Origin of the sequence: Pseudomonas sp. MWU12-2319 (assembly GCF_023242525.1) — a bacterium.
Lineage (GTDB): Bacteria > Pseudomonadota > Gammaproteobacteria > Pseudomonadales > Pseudomonadaceae > Aquipseudomonas > Aquipseudomonas gingeri_D.
On sequence record NZ_JALJES010000012.1, the window covers coordinates 12,954 to 34,513 of the forward strand.

19 protein-coding genes are annotated in these 21,560 nt (G+C 61.1%); 10 read left to right on the top strand and 9 right to left on the bottom strand.

What is annotated here, in order from left to right:
• The 4 genes from M5C01_RS19565 to yaaA all read right to left on the bottom strand — a co-directional run bounded on the left by M5C01_RS19565 (position 1) and on the right by yaaA (position 5,984).
• Positions 1–1,179: an alginate biosynthesis protein Alg44 gene (locus M5C01_RS19565; RefSeq protein ID WP_152740143.1), complete on the bottom strand. Its 1,179-nt coding sequence runs from the start codon at positions 1,177–1,179 to the stop codon at positions 1–3.
• Positions 1,180–1,215: 36 nt separating this feature from the next.
• Entirely contained in the window at positions 1,216–2,700 is a 1,485-nt protein-coding gene (alg8, locus tag M5C01_RS19570; protein ID WP_178129903.1) for a mannuronan synthase, read from the bottom strand.
• Between the two features lie 190 nt (positions 2,701–2,890).
• Complete coding sequence (locus tag M5C01_RS19575; RefSeq protein ID WP_152740145.1) at positions 2,891–4,207, bottom strand: nucleotide sugar dehydrogenase; 1,317 nt, start codon at positions 4,205–4,207, stop codon at positions 2,891–2,893.
• A gap of 997 nt (positions 4,208–5,204) precedes the next feature.
• Entirely contained in the window at positions 5,205–5,984 is a 780-nt protein-coding gene (yaaA, locus tag M5C01_RS19580; RefSeq protein WP_152740146.1) for a peroxide stress protein YaaA, read from the bottom strand.
• A 127-nt stretch (positions 5,985–6,111) separates the two neighbouring features.
• On the opposite strand from yaaA, the gene M5C01_RS19585 reads away from it, so the two are divergent.
• The 6 genes from M5C01_RS19585 to M5C01_RS19610 all read left to right on the top strand — a co-directional run bounded on the left by M5C01_RS19585 (position 6,112) and on the right by M5C01_RS19610 (position 11,381).
• Positions 6,112–7,236: a polysaccharide deacetylase family protein gene (locus M5C01_RS19585; protein WP_152740147.1), complete on the top strand. Its 1,125-nt coding sequence runs from the start codon at positions 6,112–6,114 to the stop codon at positions 7,234–7,236.
• 342 nt (positions 7,237–7,578) lie between these two features.
• On the top strand, positions 7,579–8,973 hold the full coding sequence (locus M5C01_RS19590) for a PhoH family protein (protein ID WP_100941812.1): 1,395 nt from the start codon (positions 7,579–7,581) through the stop codon (positions 8,971–8,973).
• A gap of 107 nt (positions 8,974–9,080) precedes the next feature.
• Positions 9,081–9,554 carry a cyclic pyranopterin monophosphate synthase MoaC gene (moaC, locus tag M5C01_RS19595; RefSeq protein ID WP_178129893.1) on the top strand — a complete coding sequence of 158 codons (474 nt, stop codon included), beginning with the start codon at positions 9,081–9,083 and terminating at the stop codon, positions 9,552–9,554.
• Positions 9,551–9,793, top strand: a complete 243-nt coding sequence (locus M5C01_RS19600; RefSeq protein ID WP_103498875.1) for a MoaD/ThiS family protein — start codon at positions 9,551–9,553, stop codon at positions 9,791–9,793. The genes moaC and M5C01_RS19600 overlap by 4 nt, the downstream gene beginning before the upstream one ends.
• A gap of 1 nt (position 9,794) precedes the next feature.
• A complete protein-coding gene (moaE, locus tag M5C01_RS19605; RefSeq protein ID WP_152740148.1) occupies positions 9,795–10,244 on the top strand; it encodes a molybdopterin synthase catalytic subunit MoaE in 450 nt (149 codons plus the stop codon).
• A 360-nt stretch (positions 10,245–10,604) separates the two neighbouring features.
• Positions 10,605–11,381, top strand: coding sequence for an ABC transporter substrate-binding protein (locus tag M5C01_RS19610; protein ID WP_152740149.1), 777 nt, complete (start codon positions 10,605–10,607; stop codon positions 11,379–11,381).
• A 201-nt stretch (positions 11,382–11,582) separates the two neighbouring features.
• Here the strand turns inward: M5C01_RS19610 and M5C01_RS19615 are convergent, their stop codons facing one another.
• From M5C01_RS19615 to M5C01_RS19635, 5 genes are all read right to left on the bottom strand, one after another.
• A complete protein-coding gene (locus tag M5C01_RS19615) occupies positions 11,583–12,212 on the bottom strand; it encodes a PAS domain-containing protein (protein ID WP_103499291.1) in 630 nt (209 codons plus the stop codon).
• 165 nt (positions 12,213–12,377) lie between these two features.
• On the bottom strand, positions 12,378–13,505 hold the full coding sequence (locus M5C01_RS19620) for an FAD-binding oxidoreductase (protein ID WP_152740150.1): 1,128 nt from the start codon (positions 13,503–13,505) through the stop codon (positions 12,378–12,380).
• A gap of 56 nt (positions 13,506–13,561) precedes the next feature.
• Entirely contained in the window at positions 13,562–14,512 is a 951-nt protein-coding gene (locus M5C01_RS19625) for an ornithine cyclodeaminase family protein (protein ID WP_152740151.1), read from the bottom strand.
• Between the two features lie 139 nt (positions 14,513–14,651).
• Positions 14,652–16,124 (bottom strand): ATP-dependent RNA helicase RhlB, encoded by a 1,473-nt coding sequence (rhlB, locus tag M5C01_RS19630; protein WP_248764378.1) that lies wholly within the window; start codon positions 16,122–16,124, stop codon positions 14,652–14,654.
• A gap of 82 nt (positions 16,125–16,206) precedes the next feature.
• On the bottom strand, positions 16,207–16,863 hold the full coding sequence (locus tag M5C01_RS19635) for an alpha/beta fold hydrolase (protein WP_152740153.1): 657 nt from the start codon (positions 16,861–16,863) through the stop codon (positions 16,207–16,209).
• A 480-nt stretch (positions 16,864–17,343) separates the two neighbouring features.
• On the opposite strand from M5C01_RS19635, the gene M5C01_RS19640 reads away from it, so the two are divergent.
• The 4 genes from M5C01_RS19640 (at position 17,344) to M5C01_RS19655 (ending at position 21,506) form a co-directional block, all read left to right on the top strand.
• A complete protein-coding gene (locus tag M5C01_RS19640; RefSeq protein ID WP_121136927.1) occupies positions 17,344–18,375 on the top strand; it encodes an amino acid ABC transporter substrate-binding protein in 1,032 nt (343 codons plus the stop codon).
• 66 nt (positions 18,376–18,441) lie between these two features.
• Entirely contained in the window at positions 18,442–19,623 is a 1,182-nt protein-coding gene (locus tag M5C01_RS19645) for an amino acid ABC transporter permease (protein ID WP_152740154.1), read from the top strand.
• A gap of 10 nt (positions 19,624–19,633) precedes the next feature.
• Positions 19,634–20,731: an amino acid ABC transporter permease gene (locus M5C01_RS19650; RefSeq protein ID WP_103499297.1), complete on the top strand. Its 1,098-nt coding sequence runs from the start codon at positions 19,634–19,636 to the stop codon at positions 20,729–20,731.
• Positions 20,732–20,741: 10 nt separating this feature from the next.
• Positions 20,742–21,506, top strand: a complete 765-nt coding sequence (locus M5C01_RS19655) for an amino acid ABC transporter ATP-binding protein (RefSeq protein ID WP_103499298.1) — start codon at positions 20,742–20,744, stop codon at positions 21,504–21,506.
• The last annotated feature ends 54 nt before the right edge of the window (positions 21,507–21,560 follow it).

Below are 21,560 nucleotides of genomic sequence, written 5' to 3' on the forward strand. Positions count from 1 at the left end.
TTACAGACCAGCGGCCATGGCTTTGTCGATCAGCCAGTTCATGCTTGGCCCGCGGTCGCTGCTGACTTCCACCGGACGCCCGGCGAGGGTGCTGTCGAGGCGTTCGTCAGGCTTGATCAAAACGCGGATATCGGAGGACAGGTCGGTGCTTTTCAGGCTGGTGCTGCTGACGATCTTGCCCTGGCGCACCTGCTCTTCGCCGGCGATCTGGAAGTTCACCCGGGTCCCTGGACGCACGTCGCCGAACTGGCGATATGAGAAGCGTGCCTCGACATTCGCCTCGCTCCCTTTCGGCACCAGTTGGAAGATCACATCGCCCTTGCTGGCGTATTGGCCGTTGGCGACCAGTTGCTGCGCCACCACGCAATCGCAGGGCGAAGTCAGGGTGCCGGTCATCTGCTTGCCGAACAGTTCCTCGACCTTGGCCGGCTCCAGCTGGTTGTCGTCGAGATGGCCCTTGAGCACGTCGAGCATGCTGGTGCTGAAGGTCGCCAGCGGTGCTCCCTTGGCGGCGACGCCGTCTTCCTGGATCAGGCTTTGCACGGTGCCGTCACGGGGCATGGTGATGCTCATGCCCGGCACGCTGACCAGCCCTGCCTGGGCATGGCTGACGAAGTACAGGCCATACACCGATTTCAGGACAAAACCGAAAGCCGCGAGGCCGACGACGAAGACCCCGAGGCTGAAGGTCACGGCGCGCAGGCGACCGAACGGGCTCATGCCGCTGCCGTCGTCCTTTTTCTTGCGGGCCTTGGTGAAGTTGTCGCGCTGCAGGGTGGCGAGCACGTCGCCGATGTTGACGATGTCACCGGACAGGTGCGAGGTGATCAGGTGGCGCAGGGTGCCGATGTCCTGCTGCTCCAGGTTCTGGAACTGGCAACCGACCCGGCCGCCCTGGCGGTCGTAGGAGCGCACCTGCAGCTCGACGTCCATGGCCAGGCCGAGGTTGTCGATGACAAATTGCAGGCGGCCCTTGTACACCTCGCCGAGCTTCAGGCTCAGGGCCTGTTGCGGCGGGACATTGAAGCTCAGGCCGCCGGCGGACAGGTCATGGACCCGGACTTCCAGGGGCTGGCTCTCGCTGCCGAGGAAGCGCAGCTTGGCCGGGATTTTCACCCGCGCATGCTGGCGCTGGGCTTCGGATTCGTGGACGACGTTGGTATTGACTTGGGAATTCATGGGTATAGCTCCATTAGCGAGTTCTGGCGGGTCGGGTCAAACCATGGTCATCAGCACGGCGACGAAAATGCTGCCGGCGGAGAAGGTCATGGTTCGGGACGACCAGGTGTTGAACCAGCCTTGGAAGCTGGCGAGGTCGCGGCTCAGTTTGGTGTCCTGGCGGGTCCAGGATTGACGGTCGAGGCGGAAGAACACATAGATCTTCATCAGGGCGCCGACGATCTGGTTGTAATAGAGAATCACCGGGTAGGCCGGGCCGATGCTGTGCCCGGAACAGGCCAGCAGCAGGGTCAGGATCAGTCGGGTCAGGCCGATCCACAGCAGGTAGGCGAGGATGAAGGCGATGCCGTACTTGAAGCTGGCGATCAGGGCCACGGTCAGCCCCAGCAGCGAGGTCCACATCGACACGCGCTGGTCGAACAGCACCACGCTGGTGAACAGGCCTAGGCGGCGCAGCCCCAGGCCCAGGGCCCGGGAGTTCTGCCGCAGGTTGTTGCCGTACCAGCGGTACATCAGCTTGCGGCTGGATTTGATAAAGCTCTTTTCCGGCGGGTGTTCCACGGTGTGGATCGCCGCGTCGGGCACGTAGAAGGTGTCGTAGCCCAGGCGCATCAAGCTGAACCAGCTGGATTTGTCGTCGCCGGTGAGGAACTTGAAACGGCCCAGGCGCCAGTGTTGCAGCGAGTCGCTTTCGACGTCGGCGATAAAGCCGGGGTCGGTGACCACGCTGGCGCGGAACACCGACATACGCCCGGTCATGGTCAGCACGCGCTTGGACAGGGCCATGGAGCACATGTTGATATGGCGTTGGGCGAAGCGCAGCTTGTGCCATTCGCTCATGATGTAGCCGCCGCGCACTTCGCAGAACTCGTTGGTGGTCAGGCCGCCGACATTGCCGAACAGCTGGAACCAGGGCACGGTCTTGCGCACCACGCCTTCACTGAGCACGGTGTCGCCATCGATCACCGCGACTACCGCGCGGTCGTCCGGCAGGTGGCGGGAGATGGCGCGGAAACCGAAGGCCAGGCCGTCGCGCTTGCCGGTACCGGCGATACGCACGAAGTCGAGCTTGACCCGTTCCGGCGGATTCATCTTCGCCCAGAGGCTCTTGACCAGCAGCTCATCGGACATTTCCACCAGGGAGCAGACCACGGTGGTGGGGAAGCCGCAGTCGATGGCTTCGCGGATCACCGAGCTGTAGACCTGGGCGGTGGTCAGGGCGTCGATGCGAAAGCTGGTGACCATCAGGAACACCTGGGACGGGTCCGCGGCCTTGCCCAGCTTGCGCACTTTGCGGCGCAGGTGCGGGTAGACGATGTAGAGGAAAATCATCCCGCGCACGAAATGGGTGGCGCCCATGGAGTAGCGCCAGATGCCCACGGCGCCGATCAGGAAGATAAAGTCCTTGGAGTCGGCGTCGAAGGTCGAGGTGGGCAGCAACAAGGCCAGGCCCATCAGCAAACTCAAGTAGAACAGCCAACCGGCGGCCTGGAGGAGGCCGTGTTTTAGCCTGTGCATAATCTGCATCCGTCTCTGTCTCGGGCGAGCCTGTCGGCGGGCTCGATGGGGTTAAGGCAGGCGAGGCGCCCTTTCGGACGCCATCGCCGGCAAGCCGGCTCCTACAGAGCGGAGTCGTACGTAATGCCTGTGTTCGGCCCCGTCCTGTAGGAGCCGGCTTGCCGGCGATCAACCGCGCAGCGGTTGGGTTGGTTTACCAACAGATACCTTCGGTCCGGCCACTCGCGCTGGTGGCCTTGGACATGAAGCCCACCAGGTCGATGACCTGTTTGCCGTGGGGGGCGTTCTCGGCCAGGGCGCGGAAACGCTCGTCACGGTTGCCGAGGATGATCACGTCGCTGTTGTCGATCACCTCGTCGAAGTCGGCGTTGAGCAGGGACGACACATGGGGAATCTTCGATTCGATGTAGTCCTTGTTCGCTCCGTGGACACGGGCGTACTCGACGTTCTTGTCGTAGATGCTCAGGTCGAAACCCTTGCCGATAAGCATTTCCGCCAGATGCACCAGCGGGCTTTCGCGCAGGTCGTCGGTGCCGGCCTTGAAGCTCAGGCCGAGCAGGGCGATGCGCCGTTTGTCATGGCTGGCGACGAGGTCGAAGGCGTTCTGCACCTGGCTTTCGTTGCTGCGCATCAGCGAGTTGAGCAGCGGCGAGTCGACGTCCAGGGAACCGGCGCGGTAGGTCAGGGCGCGCACATCCTTGGGCAGGCAGGAGCCGCCGAAGGCAAAACCGGGGCGCATGTAGTACTGGGACAGGTTGAGGGTCTTGTCCTGGCAGACCACGTCCATCACTTCGCGACCGTCGACCCCGACCGCCTTGGCGATGTTGCCGATCTCGTTGGCGAAGGTCACTTTGGTGGCGTGCCAGACGTTGCAGCTGTACTTGATCATCTCGGCCACTTCGATGTCCTTGCGGATGATCGGCGCGTCGAGTTCTTCGTAGAGGGCTTGCAGGACGTCACCGGAGGCACTGTCGAATTCGCCGATCACGGTCATCGGCGGGAAATCGTAGTCCTTGATCGCGGTGCTTTCGCGCAGGAACTCGGGGTTGACCGCGATACCGAAGTCGACCCCGGCCTTTTTCCCCGAGCAGTCTTCGAGGATCGGGATCACCACGTTTTTCACGGTGCCCGGCAGCACGGTGCTGCGGACCACGATGGTGTGGCGGCTGGTCTTGTCCCGCAGGACAAAACCGATTTCGCGGCACACCGATTCGATGTAGTTGAGTTCCAGGTCGCCGTTCTTCTTGCTCGGCGTGCCGACGCAGAGCATCGATAGGTCGGTGGCGCGAATCGCTTCGGCGAAGTCGGTGGTGCCGCGCAGTCGGCCGGTGGCAATACCCTGGGCCAACAGGGCTTCCAGGCCGGGTTCGACAATCGGCGATTTGCCGTTGTTGATCAGGTCGATCTTGTCCTGGGAGATATCGACGCCAACCACATCATGGCCCCGTGCAGACAGGCAACCGGCGCAGACTGCACCGACGTAACCCAAACCGAATATGCTGATGCGCATTGTATTTACCTCTATCTTGATCACGCCATTAAATGGCCGAAGTTAATGTTAGTCAGTCAGCGTGGCGCACTCGCAGGGCGGCCCAAAGAGGTCGCAGCTGCGAATGCAGGCATATAAGTGTCGAGTGGCTAAATAATTGCACTCAAGTTGTGCGCAGCGTGGCCTTGTTATTAGGGGCATGCCCTTGAATACGGCCGGCCTTCCACGGGAAGGCCTTTGCCAGCGTGCCTAGTGCCTGCTTGTATCCACGGAAAAATTATTGTGGATCAACAGGTTGTGGCCGCCGCGCAACGGCTTTGTCTGAGGGCCTGCCTTGGCCTTTGTAGGGGATATCATGGGTGCGTATCTCCTGTCCTTTACTGTCGGTTGAAAGTGTGGGGCGCGGTTGTAAGTCGCTGTTGGCAACTTAAACATTTCATCTCGCCTCCATGTAAGTCTTCTCTTACAAGCTCTGTGAGAATCGTTACGGGTGGTATGAGCAATGTTTCGGAACATAAGTTCCAGTCCGCTCATCCTGTTTCCTGAGAAACCTGGAAACAGGATGAAAGATGGCACGGCTTCATATTGATAGCACTTTCCGTTTCGCCCTTTAGTTATGGGGATTGAAAATGCCGAGATGGTGGTTTGCCACTATGGAGAAAAAATTTTGGTGCCACTACTCAAAAAAATCTGAAATGTCGAGTGAAAGAATTTTCATTGTTGTAACGGTCGGTTTATTGGCGTCAATTAATTGGGCTTTTGGGGGTGTTGCAGGAGGGGAGAAGGGGGGATCGTCGGGGTTACACATTACGTGTAACGCACCGGGTGGGGCAGGGCATCAGATGTGTTGGTCTGGGGGGATTGTGGTGTTTGTGCTGGCCTCTTCGCGGCGGTGCGGCGTCCCGACAAGCCCTGCTCCTACAGTTATCAGTCGTCCATAAATTTTGTGTGCGACATAAACTTGTAGGAGCAGGGCTTGCCCGCGAAGAACGGTAACGCGGTACTACGACGAACTGCGTTACTCCGGCGCGTGATCGCGCAAAAACACCAGATTGTCCGCCTTGGACAGTTCCGCACTGAACCGGTAGCCCTGTTCGTCGAACGCCTTCAATTGCTCAGGGTTCTGGATGCGTTCCCGGATCACAAACCGCGCCATCATCCCCCGGGCCTTCTTCGCGTAGAAACTGATGATCTTGTACTGGCCGTTCTTCTGGTCGCGGAACTCGGTGTTGATGATCCGCGCGTTCAGGGCCGAGCGTTTGACCGCCGAGAAGTACTCGTTCGACGCCAGGTTCAGCAGCACCTCGTCCCCTTGTGCGGCCAGGGCATCATTGAGCCATTCGCTGATGCGCGTGCCCCAGAAGGCATAGAGGTCCTTGCCCCGGGCGTTGGCGAATTTGGTGCCCATTTCCAGGCGATAGGGCTGCATCAGGTCCAGCGGGCGCAACAGGCCGTAGAGGCCGGAGAGCATGCGCAGGTGGGTCTGGGCGTAGTCGAAGTCGGCGTCGCTGAAGTCTTCGGCGTGGAGGCCGGTGTAGACGTCACCCTTGAACGCCAGCAGCGCCTGTTTGGCGTTGTCGGGGGTAAAGGCCGGGTTCCAGCTGCCGAAACGTGCGGCATTGAGGCCGCCGATCTTGTCGGAGACGTGCATCAGCTCGCTGATCTGCGCCGGGCTGAGGGTGCGCAGTTGCTCGATCAACTCCTGGGAGTGGTCCAGGTACTGCGGTTGGGTGAAGCGCTGGGTCACCGCCGGTGTTTCGAAATCGAGGGTCTTGGCGGGGGAAATCACCATCAGCATGAAGTCGTCTCCTTTAATCGTCGGAGGATTCTAGGGGGTTGGGCGGTTTGACTCCACCTATGATGGCGATAGGGGCGACACAGGATCGGCTATAGTGCGCGGCGGGTTCTGAAATGGAGGCACCCTTTTGCGTATCGTTCTTTTCTTCTCGGCCCTGCTGGCCTGCTTCGCCGCCGTTGCCGCGCCGAACGACCCCGCGACCCTGGATCGCAGCACCTGGCCCGAACAACTGAGCAGCCCGGCGCTGTTCGATGTCGCCTCGCGCGCGCAAATCCTGATGTTCGCCCATCTGCTGCTGGTCAGCGAACTGCTCGACGAGCCGGCCCTGAAAAAGCGCCTGGGCCTCAAGCAGATCAACATGACCGCCATCGACGCGGTGCGCCAGCGCATGTGGCAGCGCCTGCTGACCAGCTACAACGCCGCCCAGCAGAGCTGCGACGAGGATGCGTCCTTCTGTTTCTATGTCGTGGACATGGACAGCCTGCAAAAAGCCGCCGGCAAGTTCCGGGTCGCCGATGACTCCTTTTATGTCCGCTGGGCCGACCCGGCCCGGGCATTCAATGAACGTTACCTGGACGAGCAACTGCGCCTGGCCGCGCTGTTGCCGCAGACCAGCAGCGAAATCCAGTTGATGGGCGACCACGAGCGCAATGGCGAGGGCTTCAACGACCGCCTGTTCCTGCTGACCTTCGACGGTGGACCGACCATAGCCCAGGGCAATACCGATGAATTGGCCGACTACCTGCGCAAACAGAAGATGAGCGGCCTGTTCTTTGTCCTCGGCAATGCCTTGCAGGCCCGCCTGGACAAGACCTCGATGCCGGCGGTGCGCGAGCTTTACCGCCAGCAATGCGTGGGTGTGGAAGGCTGGCAGTACCGTTCCCACAGTCAATGGCAGGACTGGGAGGATTCGATCCTGCGCAGCATCTCGTTGGTGCAGAGCGCCTTGCCGAACAACTATGCCGCGCTGTTCCGCCCGCCTTACGGGCAGCGGCGGGCCGACGGCGCGGCGTTTTTCAAGGCCCAGCACTTGCAGGTCGCCTTGTGGGACATCGATTCGGCGGATGCCACCGGCAAACTCAGCGCCGAGCAGTCCGCCCAGCGGGTGATGACCTTGATGCTGCTCTGGCGCCGTGGCGTCATCGTCTTCCATGACACCCAGGACAAAGCGCGCACGGCGTTGCCCTGGCTGCTCAAGCAGACCGCCGAAAGCGGGATCGGCTGGCAGGAGTGCAAGGAGGCGTTTCGTTAGAGAGGGAAAACCCAAGTGCCCGTATTTGTTGGGCCGGGGAAAAAACAGGTGATGATTTCAGTGCAGGCGGACTTCCGACTTTAACGGTGTGCGGGCCCCTCGCCAAGGGCTATTCGTCAGCTTGAAAAATAAACTTCAAAAAAACGTCAAAGTGCTTTTTCCTGTCATGTCTTTTGCGGTATTACGGAGTCAGACCGCCGAAACCTGCGACACAGGTGGCGTCTTACAAGACCCTACTTGTGCACAGAACGCCTGCCCCTTCACAGGCGAATTCGGCGGTCACTTCGAGGCGCATCACCGTCAAGGTATTGCGTCGACTGGCTCCCACAAAGGTGACCGAGTATGGATGATCACGGACGCACTCCTTCTTCCAACCAGCCTATCCTTTACGTGCTCGATACCAACGTACTGATCCACGATCCAAACGCCCTGCTCAATTTCGAAGAACACCATGTCGCCATCCCGATGACCGTGCTCGAGGAGCTCGACAAGCTCAAGGGCGGGCATCACAGCGTCGCCGCCGAATGCCGGCAGGCGATCCGCCTCATCGACAAGACCCTGGGCGACGCCTGCCCCGAGGACGTCGAGCTGGGCGTCCCGATCCAGCGTGGCAAGAGCGGTCCCAAGGGCCTGCTGTCGATCCTGATGAGCAAGCGCAGCGAACCGAACCTGGTGCTGCCGGAGCACCTGAACGACAACATCATCATCAATCAGTTGATCGATCTGCATGCGCGGGACAAGGACCTGCGCCTGGTCCTGGTGACCAAGGACATCAACATGCGCCTCAAGGCGCGCGCCTGCGGGATTGCGGCCGAGGACTACAGCACCGACCAGTTGGTCGACGACGTGTCCTTGCTGCCCAACGGTTATCACGACGTCAAAGGCTCGTTCTGGGACCGCGTCAGCAAGGTCGAGACCCGCCAGGACCATGGCCGCACCTGGCACCAGGTGCAACTGACCGACAACCTGCCGGCGGTGCATGTCAACGAATTCATCATCGACGAACAAGGCTTTGTCGGTTGGGTCAAGGAGATCCGCGCCGATGTGCTGGTGATTCTCGATCTGCATCAGGAACCCCTGTTGCACCAGGAAGCCTGGGGCCTGAAACCGCGTGACATCTACCAGAGCCTGGCGCTGTTCGCCTTGCTCGATCCGGACATCCACCTGGTCAACCTGACCGGTGCCGCCGGTTCCGGGAAAACCATCCTGGCCCTGGCCGCCGCCATCGAGCAGACCATGGTCAGCAAGCGCTATCGGCGCATTATCGCGACCCGTAGCGTGCAGGGCCTGGACCAGGAAATCGGTTTTCTGCCCGGCACCGAGGCGGAGAAGATGGAGCCTTGGCTGGGGGCGATCACCGACAACCTCGAAGCCTTGCATATGGATGACGAAAGCACCCATGGCAGCGTCGACTACATCCTCAGCAAGGTGCCGCTGCAGTTCAAATCCCTGAACTACATCCGCGGGCGCAGCTTCCAGCAGAGCCTGATCCTGATCGATGAGTGCCAGAACCTCACGCCGCACCAGATGAAAACCATCATCACCCGTGCCGGCGCCGGTTCCAAAGTGGTGTGCCTGGGCAACCTGGCACAGATCGACACCCCTTACCTGTCCGCGACCAGCTCCGGGCTGACCTACCTGACCGAACGCTTCAAGGACTTCCCGAACGGCGTGCACATCACCCTGCAGGGCGTGCCGCGTTCGATCCTGGCCGAATACGCCGAATCCCACCTGTAATCCCATCCACACCCAGGGGCGGCCAGGCGGCCGCCCTTTTTATTAGCCCTGTCGCGCAAAGCTGACCCGCAGGTTTACAATCGACGCTCCTGATCAGGAGTATCGCTGTGCTGACTCATCTCGATTCCCAAGGCCGCGCCAATATGGTCGACGTCACCGACAAGGCCGTGACCTTCCGCGAGGCGGTGGCCCAGGCCCGCGTGCGCATGTTGCCCGAGACCCTGCAAATGATCATCAGCGGCGGCCACCCCAAGGGCGATGTGTTCGCCGTGGCGCGGATCGCCGGTATCCAGGCGGCGAAGAAAACTTCCGAGCTGATTCCCCTCTGTCATCCGCTGATGCTCACCAGCGTCAAGGTCGAGCTGAGTGCCGACGGCGAGGATGCCGTGCGCATCGTCGCGCGCTGCAAGCTGTCCGGGCAGACTGGCGTGGAGATGGAAGCGCTGACGGCGGCGAGTGTCGCGGCGCTGACGATCTATGACATGTGCAAGGCGGTGGACCGCGGCATGATCATCGAAAACGTCTGCCTGCTGGAAAAGCTCGGCGGCAAGAGCGGGCACTACCTGGCGGATGCGCCATGAAGATCGTGGTGAAGTTCTTTGCCCGTTATCGTGAAGTGCTCGGGATGGATGAGTTGGCGGTGGAGGGGGACTTCACCAGCGTCGATGATGTCCGCCGGTTCCTGCTGTTACGAGAAGACACACAGGTCCTTGGCGAACAGAACCTGATGTGCGCGCGCAACGAGGACCTGTGCTCCCTCGCCGAGCCGTTGGCCGATGGCGATGAAGTGGCATTTTTCCCCACGGTGACCGGAGGCTGAAATGGCGATTCGCGTGCAGGCGCAGGCGTTCGATCCGGGGGCTGAGGTCAATGCCTTGCACGCCGCCAACCTGGGGATCGGCGCGGTGGTGAGTTTTGTCGGCTACGTGCGCGACTTCAACGACGGGCGTGAAGTAGCGGGGATGTTCCTCGAACATTATCCGGGGATGACCGAAAAGGCCCTGGGCAAGATTGTCACGCAAGCCCATGAACGCTGGCCGTTGCTCGGGCTGGAAGTGCTGCACCGGGTCGGCGCCCTGGAGCCGGGTGAGCCGATCGTGTTTGTCGGGGTCACCAGTGCCCATCGTCAGGCCGCGTTCGATGCCTGCAATTTCGTCATGGACTACCTGAAAACCCAGGCACCGTTCTGGAAAAAGGAAAACACCGCCGACGGCCCGCGCTGGGTCGAGGGGCGCGTCAGCGACCAGGCAGCGGCAGAGCGCTGGAAGTAGTGGTTTGCGTCTATGAGATCGGCGCAGGCCAATGTGGTGCTCCCGAGTCTTGCATTGTTTGAACCGGCCTCTTCGCGGGCAAGCCCTGCTCCTACAGTGCGGTGTCGTACACAAAGCCGGTGAACGACCTCACTTTGTAGGAGCAGGGCTTGCCCGCGAAGAGGCCCTCGAACCTTACGCCGCCCATTCGGGCACCCTCAAACATTCATCCGTGCATGGCTTTCTGACAGAGTGCACGCATTTGTTCGTTGACGATTTGTACTAATAAGTCCACGATGGATTTATAAGTACAAAATAGCGTTATCGTCTTCCTTCTACTGTCTTGCCACAACACCTCAAATAAAGAGCGGGAGTTCCAGCATGAAGAAGTTCACCCTGATCGGCGGCCTGGCATTGGGTCTGCTGGCCGGCAGCACGGCGTTTGCCGCCGAGCCGACCTTGCGTATCGGCATCGAGGCGGCATACCCGCCCTTTGCTTCGAAGACCGCCGAAGGCACCATCGTCGGTTTCGACTACGACATCGGCAATGCCCTGTGCGCGCAGATGAAGGTCAAGTGCGAGTGGATCGAAGGCGAGTTCGACGGCCTGATCCCGGCCTTGAAGGTCAAGAAGATCGACGCGGCGCTGTCGTCCATGACCATCACCGATGAGCGCAAGAAGTCGGTGGATTTCACCCACAAGTACTATTTCACGTCCTCGCGCCTGGTGATGAAGAAGGGCGCGGTGGTGGATGACAAGTACGCCAGCCTGAAGGGCAAGACCGTCGGTGTGCAGCGTTCCACCACCACCGACCGTTACGCCACGGAAGTCTTCGAGCCGTTGGGCATCAAGGTGATGCGCTACAGCAACAACGAAGAAATCTACATGGACCTGGCATCCGGGCGTCTGGACGCGATCTTTGCCGACACCATTCCGCTGGACGATTTCCTCTCGATGCCGCGCGGCGCCGGTTACGCCTTTGTCGGGCCGGAGCTGAAAGATCCGAAGTATGTGGGCGAGGGCGCCGGGATCGCAGTGCGCAAAGGTAACACCGAGCTGGTAGGCAAACTGAACAAGGCCATCGACGGGCTGCGCACCAGCGGCGAGTACCAGAAGATCGAGGGCAAGTACTTCAAGACGGATATCTACGGCGACTGATGGGTAGCACCGTGGCGTAATTTCAATATCCGTTACTTAAGGCTGAACACGGTCCTGTAGGAGCAGGCGGTCCGGCGTCCCGGCTTGCCCGCGAAGGGGCCCTTGAGGCCGCCAAAAGCTTCGCGGGCAAGCCCTGCTCCTACAAGGTTCGGTGTTGGCATCCATATCGGCTATTCACATCACATTGACGATGGGGAGCCCTCAGACCTCCGCCTTCAACTCCTTCAGGTGTTTGTACACCGTCGCCCGCCCCATATTCAGCACATTGGCCACATAGTTGGCCGCGCTCTTGCCCTTGAACGCGCCCTCGGCGTGCAACGCCAGCACCAGTTCGCGCTTGTGGTCGCGGGTCAGCAGGTTCAGTCCCAACTGCCGCTGACGCAGCCAGCTGTGCAGGAAGGTATTGATCCGCTCCTGCCAGTCATCGCGAAACAGCGCATCGGGCTGCGGGATCAGTTTGTTCGGTGAGAGGAACAGATCCAGCGCCGCCCTGGCGCTTTCGAACAGGGAAATATTCAGGTTGATGCACAGCACCGCCAACGGCGTGCCCTGGGCGTCGTGCAGTATGGTGCTGACGCTGCGAATCTTCTGGCCGTCCCAGTTGAGTTTCTCGTAAGGACCGATATTGCGCTCGTTGATGCCTTCCTCAAGCATGTCTTCCAGCGCCGCGTCATCGCCGATCTCGCGTTTGGAGATGTTGTTGGCGATGTAGTCGATCCGTTGCGTGTGCAAGTCGTGCAGCACCACTTCGGCATGGGGAAAGAATAACGTGGCGATGGCATCGGCGATCGCCCGGAAGTTATCCAGGGCGGGAGCCTGTTTGGCTGTCATGGTGATTCTCCAGGCAACTTCAGCATCCTTGGGGGGAGCCGAAGGAAAACAGCTGGTGCGGTGATCCGGTCGCCTCGCAGGAGGTTGGCCTGATCACCGAGCGGCGAAAGGGTAGCGCCCCGGGTACGGGCGTACTAACGAGTGTGCCGCAATCAGCGCCAGTCGTCATCCGAGACGGGCAGGGGAAAGCATCGCGGCGTCGAGTCCGAACTGCGCGATCTGCTCGGGCAAGGCTTCGCCACGCACCAGCGCCGCACTGGCCTGGCCCATCGCCGGTGAAGTCTGGATGCCGTAGCCGCCCTGGGCCGCGACCCAGAACAGATCGGGGACCAGGGGATCGAAACCGGAGACCAGATTGCCGTCGCTGACAAAACTGCGTAGGCCGGCCCAGGTGCGGGTCGGGCGGCGGATGGTCAGGGTGGTGGCTTCCTCGATCTGGTAGATGCCCATGGCGATATCCAGTTCTTCGGGTTGCACGTCGTGGGGCTCGACCGGGTCGGCGTTGGCCGGCGAGCCGAGGAACATGCCGGCATCCGGCTTCATATAGAAGGATTCGTCGAGGCTGACCAGCATCGGCCAGTCGTGGTTATCCAGGCCTTCGGGCGGCGCGAAGATAAAGGCCGCGCGGCGCTTGGGCTGCAGGCCCAGGGGACGGGCACCGGCCAGTTCGCCGATCTGGTCGGCCCAGGCGCCGGCGGCGTTGATCAGTACCTTGGCGCTGAAGGTTTGCCCGGCGGTGTGGACCTGCCACAGGCCGTTGGCATCGCGCTCAAGGCCAAGGACTTCACAGTCGGTGTGAATCTCCCCCTGCTGGCGGCGGATACCACGCAGATAGCCCTGGTGCAGGGCGTCGGTGTCGATGTCGCTGGCGCTGGGGTCGTAGATCGCCCCGTGGACTTTTTCCCGGCGCAGGATCGGCAGGCGGGCGCAGGCCTCGTCGGCGCTGAGCAACTGCATCTCGGGCACGCTGGCTTTGGCGCTGAGGTATTGCTGTTGCAATTCGTCCGGGTCGCCCGTGAAGTCCACGGTCATTTCGCCCCGTGGGGTGAGCAACGGGTGTTCGGCGAAGCCGGGCGGCGGGGCGTCGAAGAAAGCCCGGCTGGCGAGGGTCAGGGCGCGCACCTGGGGTGTGCCGTAGGCAGCGGTGTAGAGGGCGGCGGAACGTCCGGTGGAGTGATAGCCCGGGTGCGATTCCCGTTCGAGCACGATCACCCGGCCATGCCGGGCCAGCCAGAAACCGGTGGAGGCGCCGGCAATGCCGCCGCCGATGATGATGAAGTCTGCCTGGTTCATTCAAGGCCTCCTGCTGGGGTCTAAAGGCTGTATGCGTAACCTGTGGGAGCTGGTGTTCAGCTTGCCTTGTGATGCAGATGATAAAGCGCATTGGCCAGGGCGATGTCTTCCAGGCCCAGGCCGATGGAGCGGAAGAACACATGGCGTTCGTACGTCGGCCGGGGTGTCTGCTCGCTCAGCAATTCGGCCAGGTCGCCATGGATCTGCCCGGCGTCCCAGCCGTGCTGGCTGGCGGCAATCAACATTTCTCCAGCCGAACCCGGTGTGGTCTTGCGATAGTCGCAGTAGACCTGCATGTCGCTCAGGGCCTGCGGCGGCACCTCGTGGGCGCGCACGGCATTGGTACTGATGGAGGTGATCAGCGCCGGCTTGCGCAGCTGGCTCGGGTCCATGACCGGGGTCGCCGAGGAGGTGCAGAGCAGGATGACGTCGGCGTCGTCCAGGGTTTGCTCCAGGTGTTCGACGATCCGCAGACGGGGCTCGATGTCGTTCAGGCGTGCGCGCTTGTCGGCATTCACATTGGGCGAGTAGAGGCTGATGTCCTGCCAATCGCGCAGCCCCTTGGCGTAGTGCAGATGGGCCTGGGCCACCGGACCGCTGCCGACGATGGCCAGGCGTTTGGCGTCCAGCGGAGCCAGGGCGTCCACGGCCACGGCGGTGGTCGCCGCAGTGCGCGCGGTGGTCAGTTCGCCGGCATCGCAGAGCAGCAGCGGCTGGCCGGTCTGCATGGACATCAGCAGGGTCCAGGCGGTCACCAGCGGACCTTGCTCGCGGACGATATAGGGCGAGGTCTTGACGCCATAGACCTGGTCGTCGGCCAGCACACCGAGGTAGTTGATAAAGTCGCCGGCACCCTGTGGGAACTCCACCAGCTGCTGCGCCGGTTGCACCGCCTGCCCGGCCGCCAGGTCGCGAAACAGTTTGCACAGGATCTGCGGCACGTCGATCTGCTGCAGGAGTCGATGGGCCTGCTGGCTGTCGATCACGTAGGGGGTGTGGCCGGACATGGGGTGCTCCCGAATGATTTTATAAACTAATTTGTCCATTATGGACTTTTAGTTTAATTCGGCAATCTCCGGACGAAAAAAAACGCCGCCGGGTATCGGGCGACGTTTTGTCGTGCAGCGTGCCTTTCGGCCTGGGCGATCAGGCCGGACGCTGGCGCACCACCGGCCGCAACAGCTCGGTGGGTGGCATTTCGCAGCTGATCTTGTGCCCGAGGAGGGTCTCGATCGCTGGCAACTGGTAGGAGTCGTCTTCACCGGCGAAGCTGATGGACACGCCGTCGGCGCCCGCTCGCCCGGTCCGGCCGATGCGGTGGACGTAGTCGTCCGGCACTTCCGGCAGGGTGAAGTTGATCACGTGGCTGATGCCGTCGATATGAATCCCGCGCCCGGCCACATCGGTGGCCACCAGCACGCGGATCTTGCCTTCGCGGAAACCTTCCAGGGTCTTGATGCGCTTGTGCTGCGGCACGTCGCCGGACAATTGCGCGGCATTGACGCCGTCGCGTACCAGGCGTTCCTCGATCCGCCGCACTTCGTCCTTGCGGTTGGCGAAGACCATCACCCGCTCCCAACCATTGTCGGTGACCAGGTTGTAGAGCAGCTTGTACTTGTCGGCACCGGCTACGGCATAGACGTGCTGTTCAACGTTGGCGTTGGCCGGGCTCAGCGCTTCGATCTCGACAATGGACGGGTCGGTGGTCCATTGCTTGGCCAGGTTCATCACGTCTTCGGTGAAGGTGGCCGAGAACAGCAGGGTCTGGCGTTCGTTCTTCGGCGGGGTCTGGCGGATGATCTGCCGGACCTGGGGGATAAAACCCATGTCGAGCATACGGTCGGCTTCGTCCAGGACCATGACTTCGACCATGTCCAGGTGCACTTCGCCGCGCTGGTTGAAGTCCAGCAGGCGGCCAGGCGTGGCGACCAGGATGTCGCAGTGACGGGCTTCGAGCAGCTTGAGCTGTTTGTCGAAGTCCATGCCACCGACGAACTGCATGACGTTGAGGCCGGTGTACTTGGTCAGGTCGGCGGCGTCCTTGGCAATCTGCACCACCAGCTCGCGGGTCGGCGCGATGATCAGCGCCCGCGGCTCACCCATGTAGCGTTCTTTCGGCGGTGGGGTCTGCAACAGCTGGGTGATGATCGAGATCAGGAACGCGGCGGTCTTGCCGGTACCGGTCTGGGCGCGCCCGATGGCGTCCTTGCCGGCCAGGGTAAAGCCCAGGACCTGCGCCTGGATCGGCGTGCAATAAGGGAAACCGAGGTCCTGGATGGCGTGCATCAACTCGGGGGCCAGCTTGAAATCGTGGAAGCGGGTCTTGCCTTCCTGGGGCTCGACGACGAAGTCCTCGAGTTTCCAGGGTTTGACGGGAGGCTTCGGCGCTCGTTCACGGCGCGGTTGCTCGGCTTTCGGCTGTTCGACGCGTGGCGCCTCAACCGCCGCAGCGGGCTGTTCCGGGATGGCGGCCGGGGCTTTCGGTTTGGCGACAGGCTCGGCGCGCTCCGCAGGTTGGCCGTGGTGGCGGCTATCGGAGTTGGGAACAGGGGCGCTGGAGCCTGGTGCGAGCTGCTCAGCCTCGCTTTTACCGAATATTTTTTTGAGTGCTTTGAGCACGGTCATCTCGTTAATTTGGTTAAGGAATGTACGCCGGCCAGTGTAATGCAAGAATCGGGCGCGGCGTAGTGCGTTACCGATATCAGCGCAAACGAGCGGCCAGCCAGGTACCGATGTCCCGGATTTCCTCGGGTAACACTTCGTGGCCCATTGGGTATTCCTGCCATGTCACGGTGACATCAAGGCGTTTCAGGTGCTCATAGGCGGTTCGACCCATGGCGTTCTGGACCACCTCGTCATAGTGGCCATGCAGGCAAAGGGCTGGAATTCGCTGTTGGCTGGCGGAAAGCTGCAGGGAATCGCTGAAGGTCGGGGCGTAGGTCGAGAGCGCCAGCACGCCGCCGAGGGCGCCTTGCCACCTCAGGTAGGCGGTGTGCAGCACCACGGCGCCACCCTGGGAAAAGCCCGCGAGGAAGATCCGCGAAGGGTCGATACCCGCAGCCCGCTGGGCTTCCAGCAATTCGATGACGGTCGCTGCGGACTCTTCAAGCTCTTCAAAACTGATCGAACGCGCCGGGCTCATGGCCTTGATGTCATACCAGCTGGGCATGGCGTAGCCGCCATTGATGGTCACGGCGCGGGTCGGCGCCTGGGGCAGGACGAAGCGCGTGCTCGTCAGGCTCTCCTGCAGCGTCTCGGCCACCGGCAGGAAGTCGTAACGGTCGGCCCCCAGGCCGTGAAGCCAGATAACACAGGCGTCTGCGGTCTTGGCGGGGTGAATGATCAGCGGCTCAGTCATGTGTGCTCCATTAGTGTGCGTGCGCTCCAGATGTGTGCGCGGTGATGGTGCGTAAAGAGTGGATTTGTTAATAAAATGTCGCGTTGTTGAATGTTTTTCTATTGACCTGTGGCTGAATCGCTTTAGCCGCCACTATGGTACGGGCTTTGCTATGGGAGAACCGAGTGAATGCATTCACCCCTGGCGGTAACACTATCAGTCTACCGCTGGCCGTGGGATAGCAAATGAATCCGTCTCGGCGGGTTCTGATTCACGTTCGCCGAGGGCCGGCAGGGCTTTAGCGAATCTGGAAAGGGCTGAGGCCCGTTCGGCCAATTTGGTGGGCGGTGAGTTTTACAGACGGGAGACTTTCTCCTACTAAACTCATAGCTCAAGTCTTTAGCCGCTTGACCCAAAAAAAAGCCAGCACGGGTTAACAACGCCTCATAAGGGTGCGGCTAGACTCTAGCTCCGACACAACAAGAGCAACTGGAGGTTTGAATGAAGATGTTGAAATCCACCCTGGCAGTCGTGACTGCAGCCGTCGTACTGGGCGTCAGCGGTTTCGCGCAAGCGGGCGCTACCCTGGATGCCATACAGAAGAAGGGTTTTGTTCAGTGCGGCGTGAGTGACGGCTTGCCGGGTTTCTCGGTACCTGATGCCAAGGGCAATATCGTCGGTATCGATGCTGACGTCTGCCGTGCCGTGGCCGCAGCCGTTTTCGGCGACGCGACCAAGGTCCACTTCAGCCAGTTGAACGCCAAGGAGCGCTTCACCGCGCTGCAATCCGGCGAAATCGACATCCTGTCGCGTAACACCACCATGACCAGCTCCCGCGACGCCGGCATGGGCCTGAAATTCCCGGGCTTCATCACCTACTACGATGGCGTCGGCTTCCTGGCCAACACCAAACTGGGCGTGAAAAGTGCCAAGGAACTGGATGGCGCGACCATCTGCATCCAGGCCGGTACCACCACCGAGCTGAACGTGTCCGACTACTTCCGCGCCAATGGCCTGAAGTACACCCCGATCACCTTCGACACCTCCGACGAAAGCGCCAAGTCGCTGGAATCCGGTCGTTGCGACGTACTGACCTCGGACAAATCCCAGCTGTTCGCCCAGCGCAGCAAGCTGGCTTCGCCGAAAGACTACGTGGTACTGCCGGAAACCATCTCCAAGGAGCCTCTGGGCCCAGTGGTACGTAACGGCGACGACGAGTGGCTGGCCATCGTGCGTTGGGTCGGCTATGCGCTGCTCAACACCGAAGAAGCCGGTATCACTTCGAAAAACGTCCTGGAAGAAGCCAAGTCGACCAAGAACCCGGACGTTGCTCGTCTGCTGGGCGCCGACGGCGAATACGGCAAGGACCTGAAACTGCCGAAGGATTGGGTCGTCAAGATCGTTTCCCAGGTCGGTAACTACGGCGAGATCTTCGAGAAAAACCTCGGCAAGAGCACTCCTCTGGAAATCGACCGTGGCCTGAACGCTCTGTGGACCAAGGGCGGCATTCAATACGCACCACCTGTGCGCTGATTGACCTATCGCCCGGCAGGCCAACTGCCGGGCGATGTTCTTGTTCCGTTTTTCCTGGGGCACTTCATGCAAAATAAAATCGGCGCACCCAAGCAGAGACTCAGTCTCAGCGACCCCAAAGTGCGTGCGTGGCTATTTCAGATCATCACGATTGTCGCGGTGGTCTCGTTGGGCTGGTACCTGTTTCACAATACCCAGACCAACCTGCAACACCGTGGCATTACCTCGGGTTTCAGCTTTCTTGAGCGCAGTGCCGGTTTCGGCATCGCCCAGCACCTGATCGACTACACCGAATCGGACAGCTATGCCCGGGTGTTTGTCATCGGCCTGCTCAACACCCTGCTGGTGACCGTGATCGGCGTTATCCTGGCGACCCTGCTGGGGTTCATCATCGGCGTCTCGCGACTGTCGTCGAACTGGGTGATCAACAAGCTGGCCACCGTCTATATCGAGGTGTTCCGTAACATCCCGCCGTTGCTGCAGATCCTGTTCTGGTACTTCGCGGTATTCCTGACCATGCCGGGACCGCGCAACAGCCATAACTTCGGGGATATGTTCTTCGTCAGCAGCCGTGGCCTGAATATGCCAGCGGCTATTGCTTCCGCGGGGTTCTGGCCGTTCGTGATCAGCGTCGTGTTGGCCATCGTGGCCATCGTGCTGATGAGCCGCTGGGCGACCAAGCGCTTCGAAGAAACCGGCGTGCCGTTCCACAAGTTCTGGGCCGGCCTGGCCTTGTTCCTGGTGATCCCGGCGTTGTGTGCCCTGGTCTTCGGTGCCCCCGTGCATTGGGAGATGCCCCAGCTGCAAGGGTTCAACTTTGTCGGCGGTTGGGTATTGATCCCGGAGTTGCTGGCCTTGACCCTGGCCCTGACGGTGTACACCGCGGCGTTTATCGCCGAGATCGTACGCTCGGGCATCAAGTCGGTCAGCCACGGCCAGACCGAGGCGGCGCGCTCCCTGGGCCTGCGTAACGGTCCGACCCTGCGCAAGGTGATCATCCCGCAAGCCCTGCGCGTGATCATCCCACCGCTGACCAGCCAATACCTGAACCTGGCGAAGAACTCGTCCCTGGCCGCCGGTATCGGTTACCCGGAAATGGTTTCGCTGTTTGCCGGTACGGTGCTGAACCAGACCGGGCAGGCCATCGAAGTCATTGCCATCACCATGAGCGTGTACCTGGCGATCAGTATCAGCATTTCCCTGCTGATGAACTGGTACAACAAGCGCATTGCGCTGATCGAGCGGTGAGGAAACGCCCATGAGTTCGCATACTTTCAAACCCGACATGCCACCGCCGAGCAACAGTATTGGCGTGGTGGCGTGGATGCGGGCAAACATGTTCTCCAGCTGGCTCAACACGCTGCTGACCCTGTTCGCCTTCTACCTGATCTACCTGATCATCCCGCCGCTGCTGCACTGGGCCATCCTGGACGCCAACTGGGTCGGCACCACCCGCGCCGACTGCACCAAGAGCGGCGCCTGCTGGGTGTTTATCGAGCAGCGTTTCGGCCAGTTCATGTATGGTTACTACCCGCCCGTGATGCGCTGGCGCGTGGACCTGACCGTGTTGCTGGCGATCATCGGCGTGGCGCCGTTGTTCATCCCGCGCTTCCCGCGCAAGGCGATCTACGGCCTGAGTTTCCTGGTGCTGTACCCGATCATCGCCTTCACCCTGCTGCGCGGCGGTTACCTGGGCCTGCCCAGCGTTGCCACCACCGAGTGGGGCGGCCTGATGCTGACCCTGGTCATCGCCACCGTCGGTATCGCCGGGGCCTTGCCGCTGGGGATCATGCTGGCGTTGGGACGGCGTTCGAACATGCCGGCGGTGAAGGTGGTCTGCGTGACCTTCATCGAGTTCTGGCGTGGCGTGCCGTTGATCACCGTACTGTTCATGTCCTCGGTGATGCTGCCGTTGTTCCTGCCTGAAGGCATGAACTTCGACAAGCTGCTGCGGGCGCTGATCGGCGTGATCCTGTTCCAGTCGGCCTATGTCGCCGAAGTGGTCCGCGGTGGCCTGCAAGCCATTCCCAAGGGCCAGTACGAAGCCGCTGCCGCCATGGGCCTGGGTTACTGGCGCGCCATGGGCCTGGTGATTCTGCCGCAAGCCTTGAAGCTGGTGATCCCGGGGATCGTCAACACCTTGATTGCGCTGTTCAAGGACACCAGCCTGGTGATCATCATCGGTCTGTTCGACCTGCTCAACAGCGTCAAGCAAGCCGCCGCCGACCCGAAATGGTTGGGCATGGCCACCGAAGGCTACGTGTTCGCCGCCCTGGTGTTCTGGATTTTCTGTTTTGGTATGTCCCGCTATTCCATGCATTTGGAACGCAAGCTGGACACAGGCCACAAGCGTTAGGAGTTTTGTCATGAGTGAAGCGATCAAACAGCCTGTGGGTCCTGAAGGCATTATTCAGATGCAGGGCGTGAACAAGTGGTACGGCCAGTTCCACGTGTTGAAAGACATCAACCTGAACGTCAAGCAGGGCGAACGTATCGTCCTCTGCGGCCCGTCGGGCTCGGGCAAGTCGACCACCATCCGCTGCCTCAACCGTCTGGAAGAGCACCAGCAGGGCCGCATCGTGGTCGATGGCGTGGAACTGACCAACGACCTCAAGCAGATCGAAGCGATCCGTCGTGAAGTCGGCATGGTGTTCCAGCACTTCAACCTGTTCCCGCACCTGACCATCCTGCAGAACTGCACCCTGGCACCGATGTGGGTGCGCAAGATGCCCAAGCGCCAGGCGGAAGAAATCGCCATGCATTACCTGGAGCGCGTGCGTATCCCGGAGCAGGCCCACAAGTTCCCGGGCCAGTTGTCCGGTGGTCAGCAGCAGCGTGTGGCGATTGCCCGTGCCTTGTGCATGAAGCCGAAAATCATGCTGTTCGACGAACCGACCTCGGCGCTCGACCCGGAAATGGTGAAAGAGGTGCTGGACACCATGATCGGTTTGGCCGAAGACGGCATGACCATGCTCTGCGTTACCCACGAAATGGGTTTCGCCCGTACCGTGGCGAACCGCGTGATCTTCATGGACAAGGGTGAAATCGTCGAACAGGCTGCACCGAACGACTTCTTCGACAACCCGCAGAATGATCGGACCAAGCTGTTCCTGAGCCAGATCCTGCATTGATCGGCTGACGTTGAATGAAAAACCCGGACCTGGTCCGGGTTTTTTTTTGCCTGG

Excerpts from the sequence above, each read along its gene's own strand:
- M5C01_RS19565 (WP_152740143.1), bottom strand. The coding sequence starts at position 1,179 with ATGAATTCCCAAGTCAATACCAACGTCGTCCACGAATCCGAAGCCCAG.
- M5C01_RS19575 (WP_152740145.1), bottom strand. The coding sequence starts at position 4,207 with ATGCGCATCAGCATATTCGGTTTGGGTTACGTCGGTGCAGTCTGCGCC.
- yaaA (WP_152740146.1), bottom strand. The coding sequence starts at position 5,984 with ATGCTGATGGTGATTTCCCCCGCCAAGACCCTCGATTTCGAAACACCG.
- M5C01_RS19590 (WP_100941812.1), top strand. The coding sequence starts at position 7,579 with ATGGATGATCACGGACGCACTCCTTCTTCCAACCAGCCTATCCTTTAC.
- M5C01_RS19600 (WP_103498875.1), top strand. The coding sequence starts at position 9,551 with ATGAAGATCGTGGTGAAGTTCTTTGCCCGTTATCGTGAAGTGCTCGGG.
- moaE (WP_152740148.1), top strand. The coding sequence starts at position 9,795 with ATGGCGATTCGCGTGCAGGCGCAGGCGTTCGATCCGGGGGCTGAGGTC.
- M5C01_RS19610 (WP_152740149.1), top strand. The coding sequence starts at position 10,605 with ATGAAGAAGTTCACCCTGATCGGCGGCCTGGCATTGGGTCTGCTGGCC.
- M5C01_RS19615 (WP_103499291.1), bottom strand. The coding sequence starts at position 12,212 with ATGACAGCCAAACAGGCTCCCGCCCTGGATAACTTCCGGGCGATCGCC.
- M5C01_RS19620 (WP_152740150.1), bottom strand. The coding sequence starts at position 13,505 with ATGAACCAGGCAGACTTCATCATCATCGGCGGCGGCATTGCCGGCGCC.
- M5C01_RS19625 (WP_152740151.1), bottom strand. The coding sequence starts at position 14,512 with ATGTCCGGCCACACCCCCTACGTGATCGACAGCCAGCAGGCCCATCGA.
- M5C01_RS19635 (WP_152740153.1), bottom strand. The coding sequence starts at position 16,863 with ATGACTGAGCCGCTGATCATTCACCCCGCCAAGACCGCAGACGCCTGT.
- M5C01_RS19640 (WP_121136927.1), top strand. The coding sequence starts at position 17,344 with ATGAAGATGTTGAAATCCACCCTGGCAGTCGTGACTGCAGCCGTCGTA.
- M5C01_RS19645 (WP_152740154.1), top strand. The coding sequence starts at position 18,442 with ATGCAAAATAAAATCGGCGCACCCAAGCAGAGACTCAGTCTCAGCGAC.
- M5C01_RS19650 (WP_103499297.1), top strand. The coding sequence starts at position 19,634 with ATGAGTTCGCATACTTTCAAACCCGACATGCCACCGCCGAGCAACAGT.
- M5C01_RS19655 (WP_103499298.1), top strand. The coding sequence starts at position 20,742 with ATGAGTGAAGCGATCAAACAGCCTGTGGGTCCTGAAGGCATTATTCAG.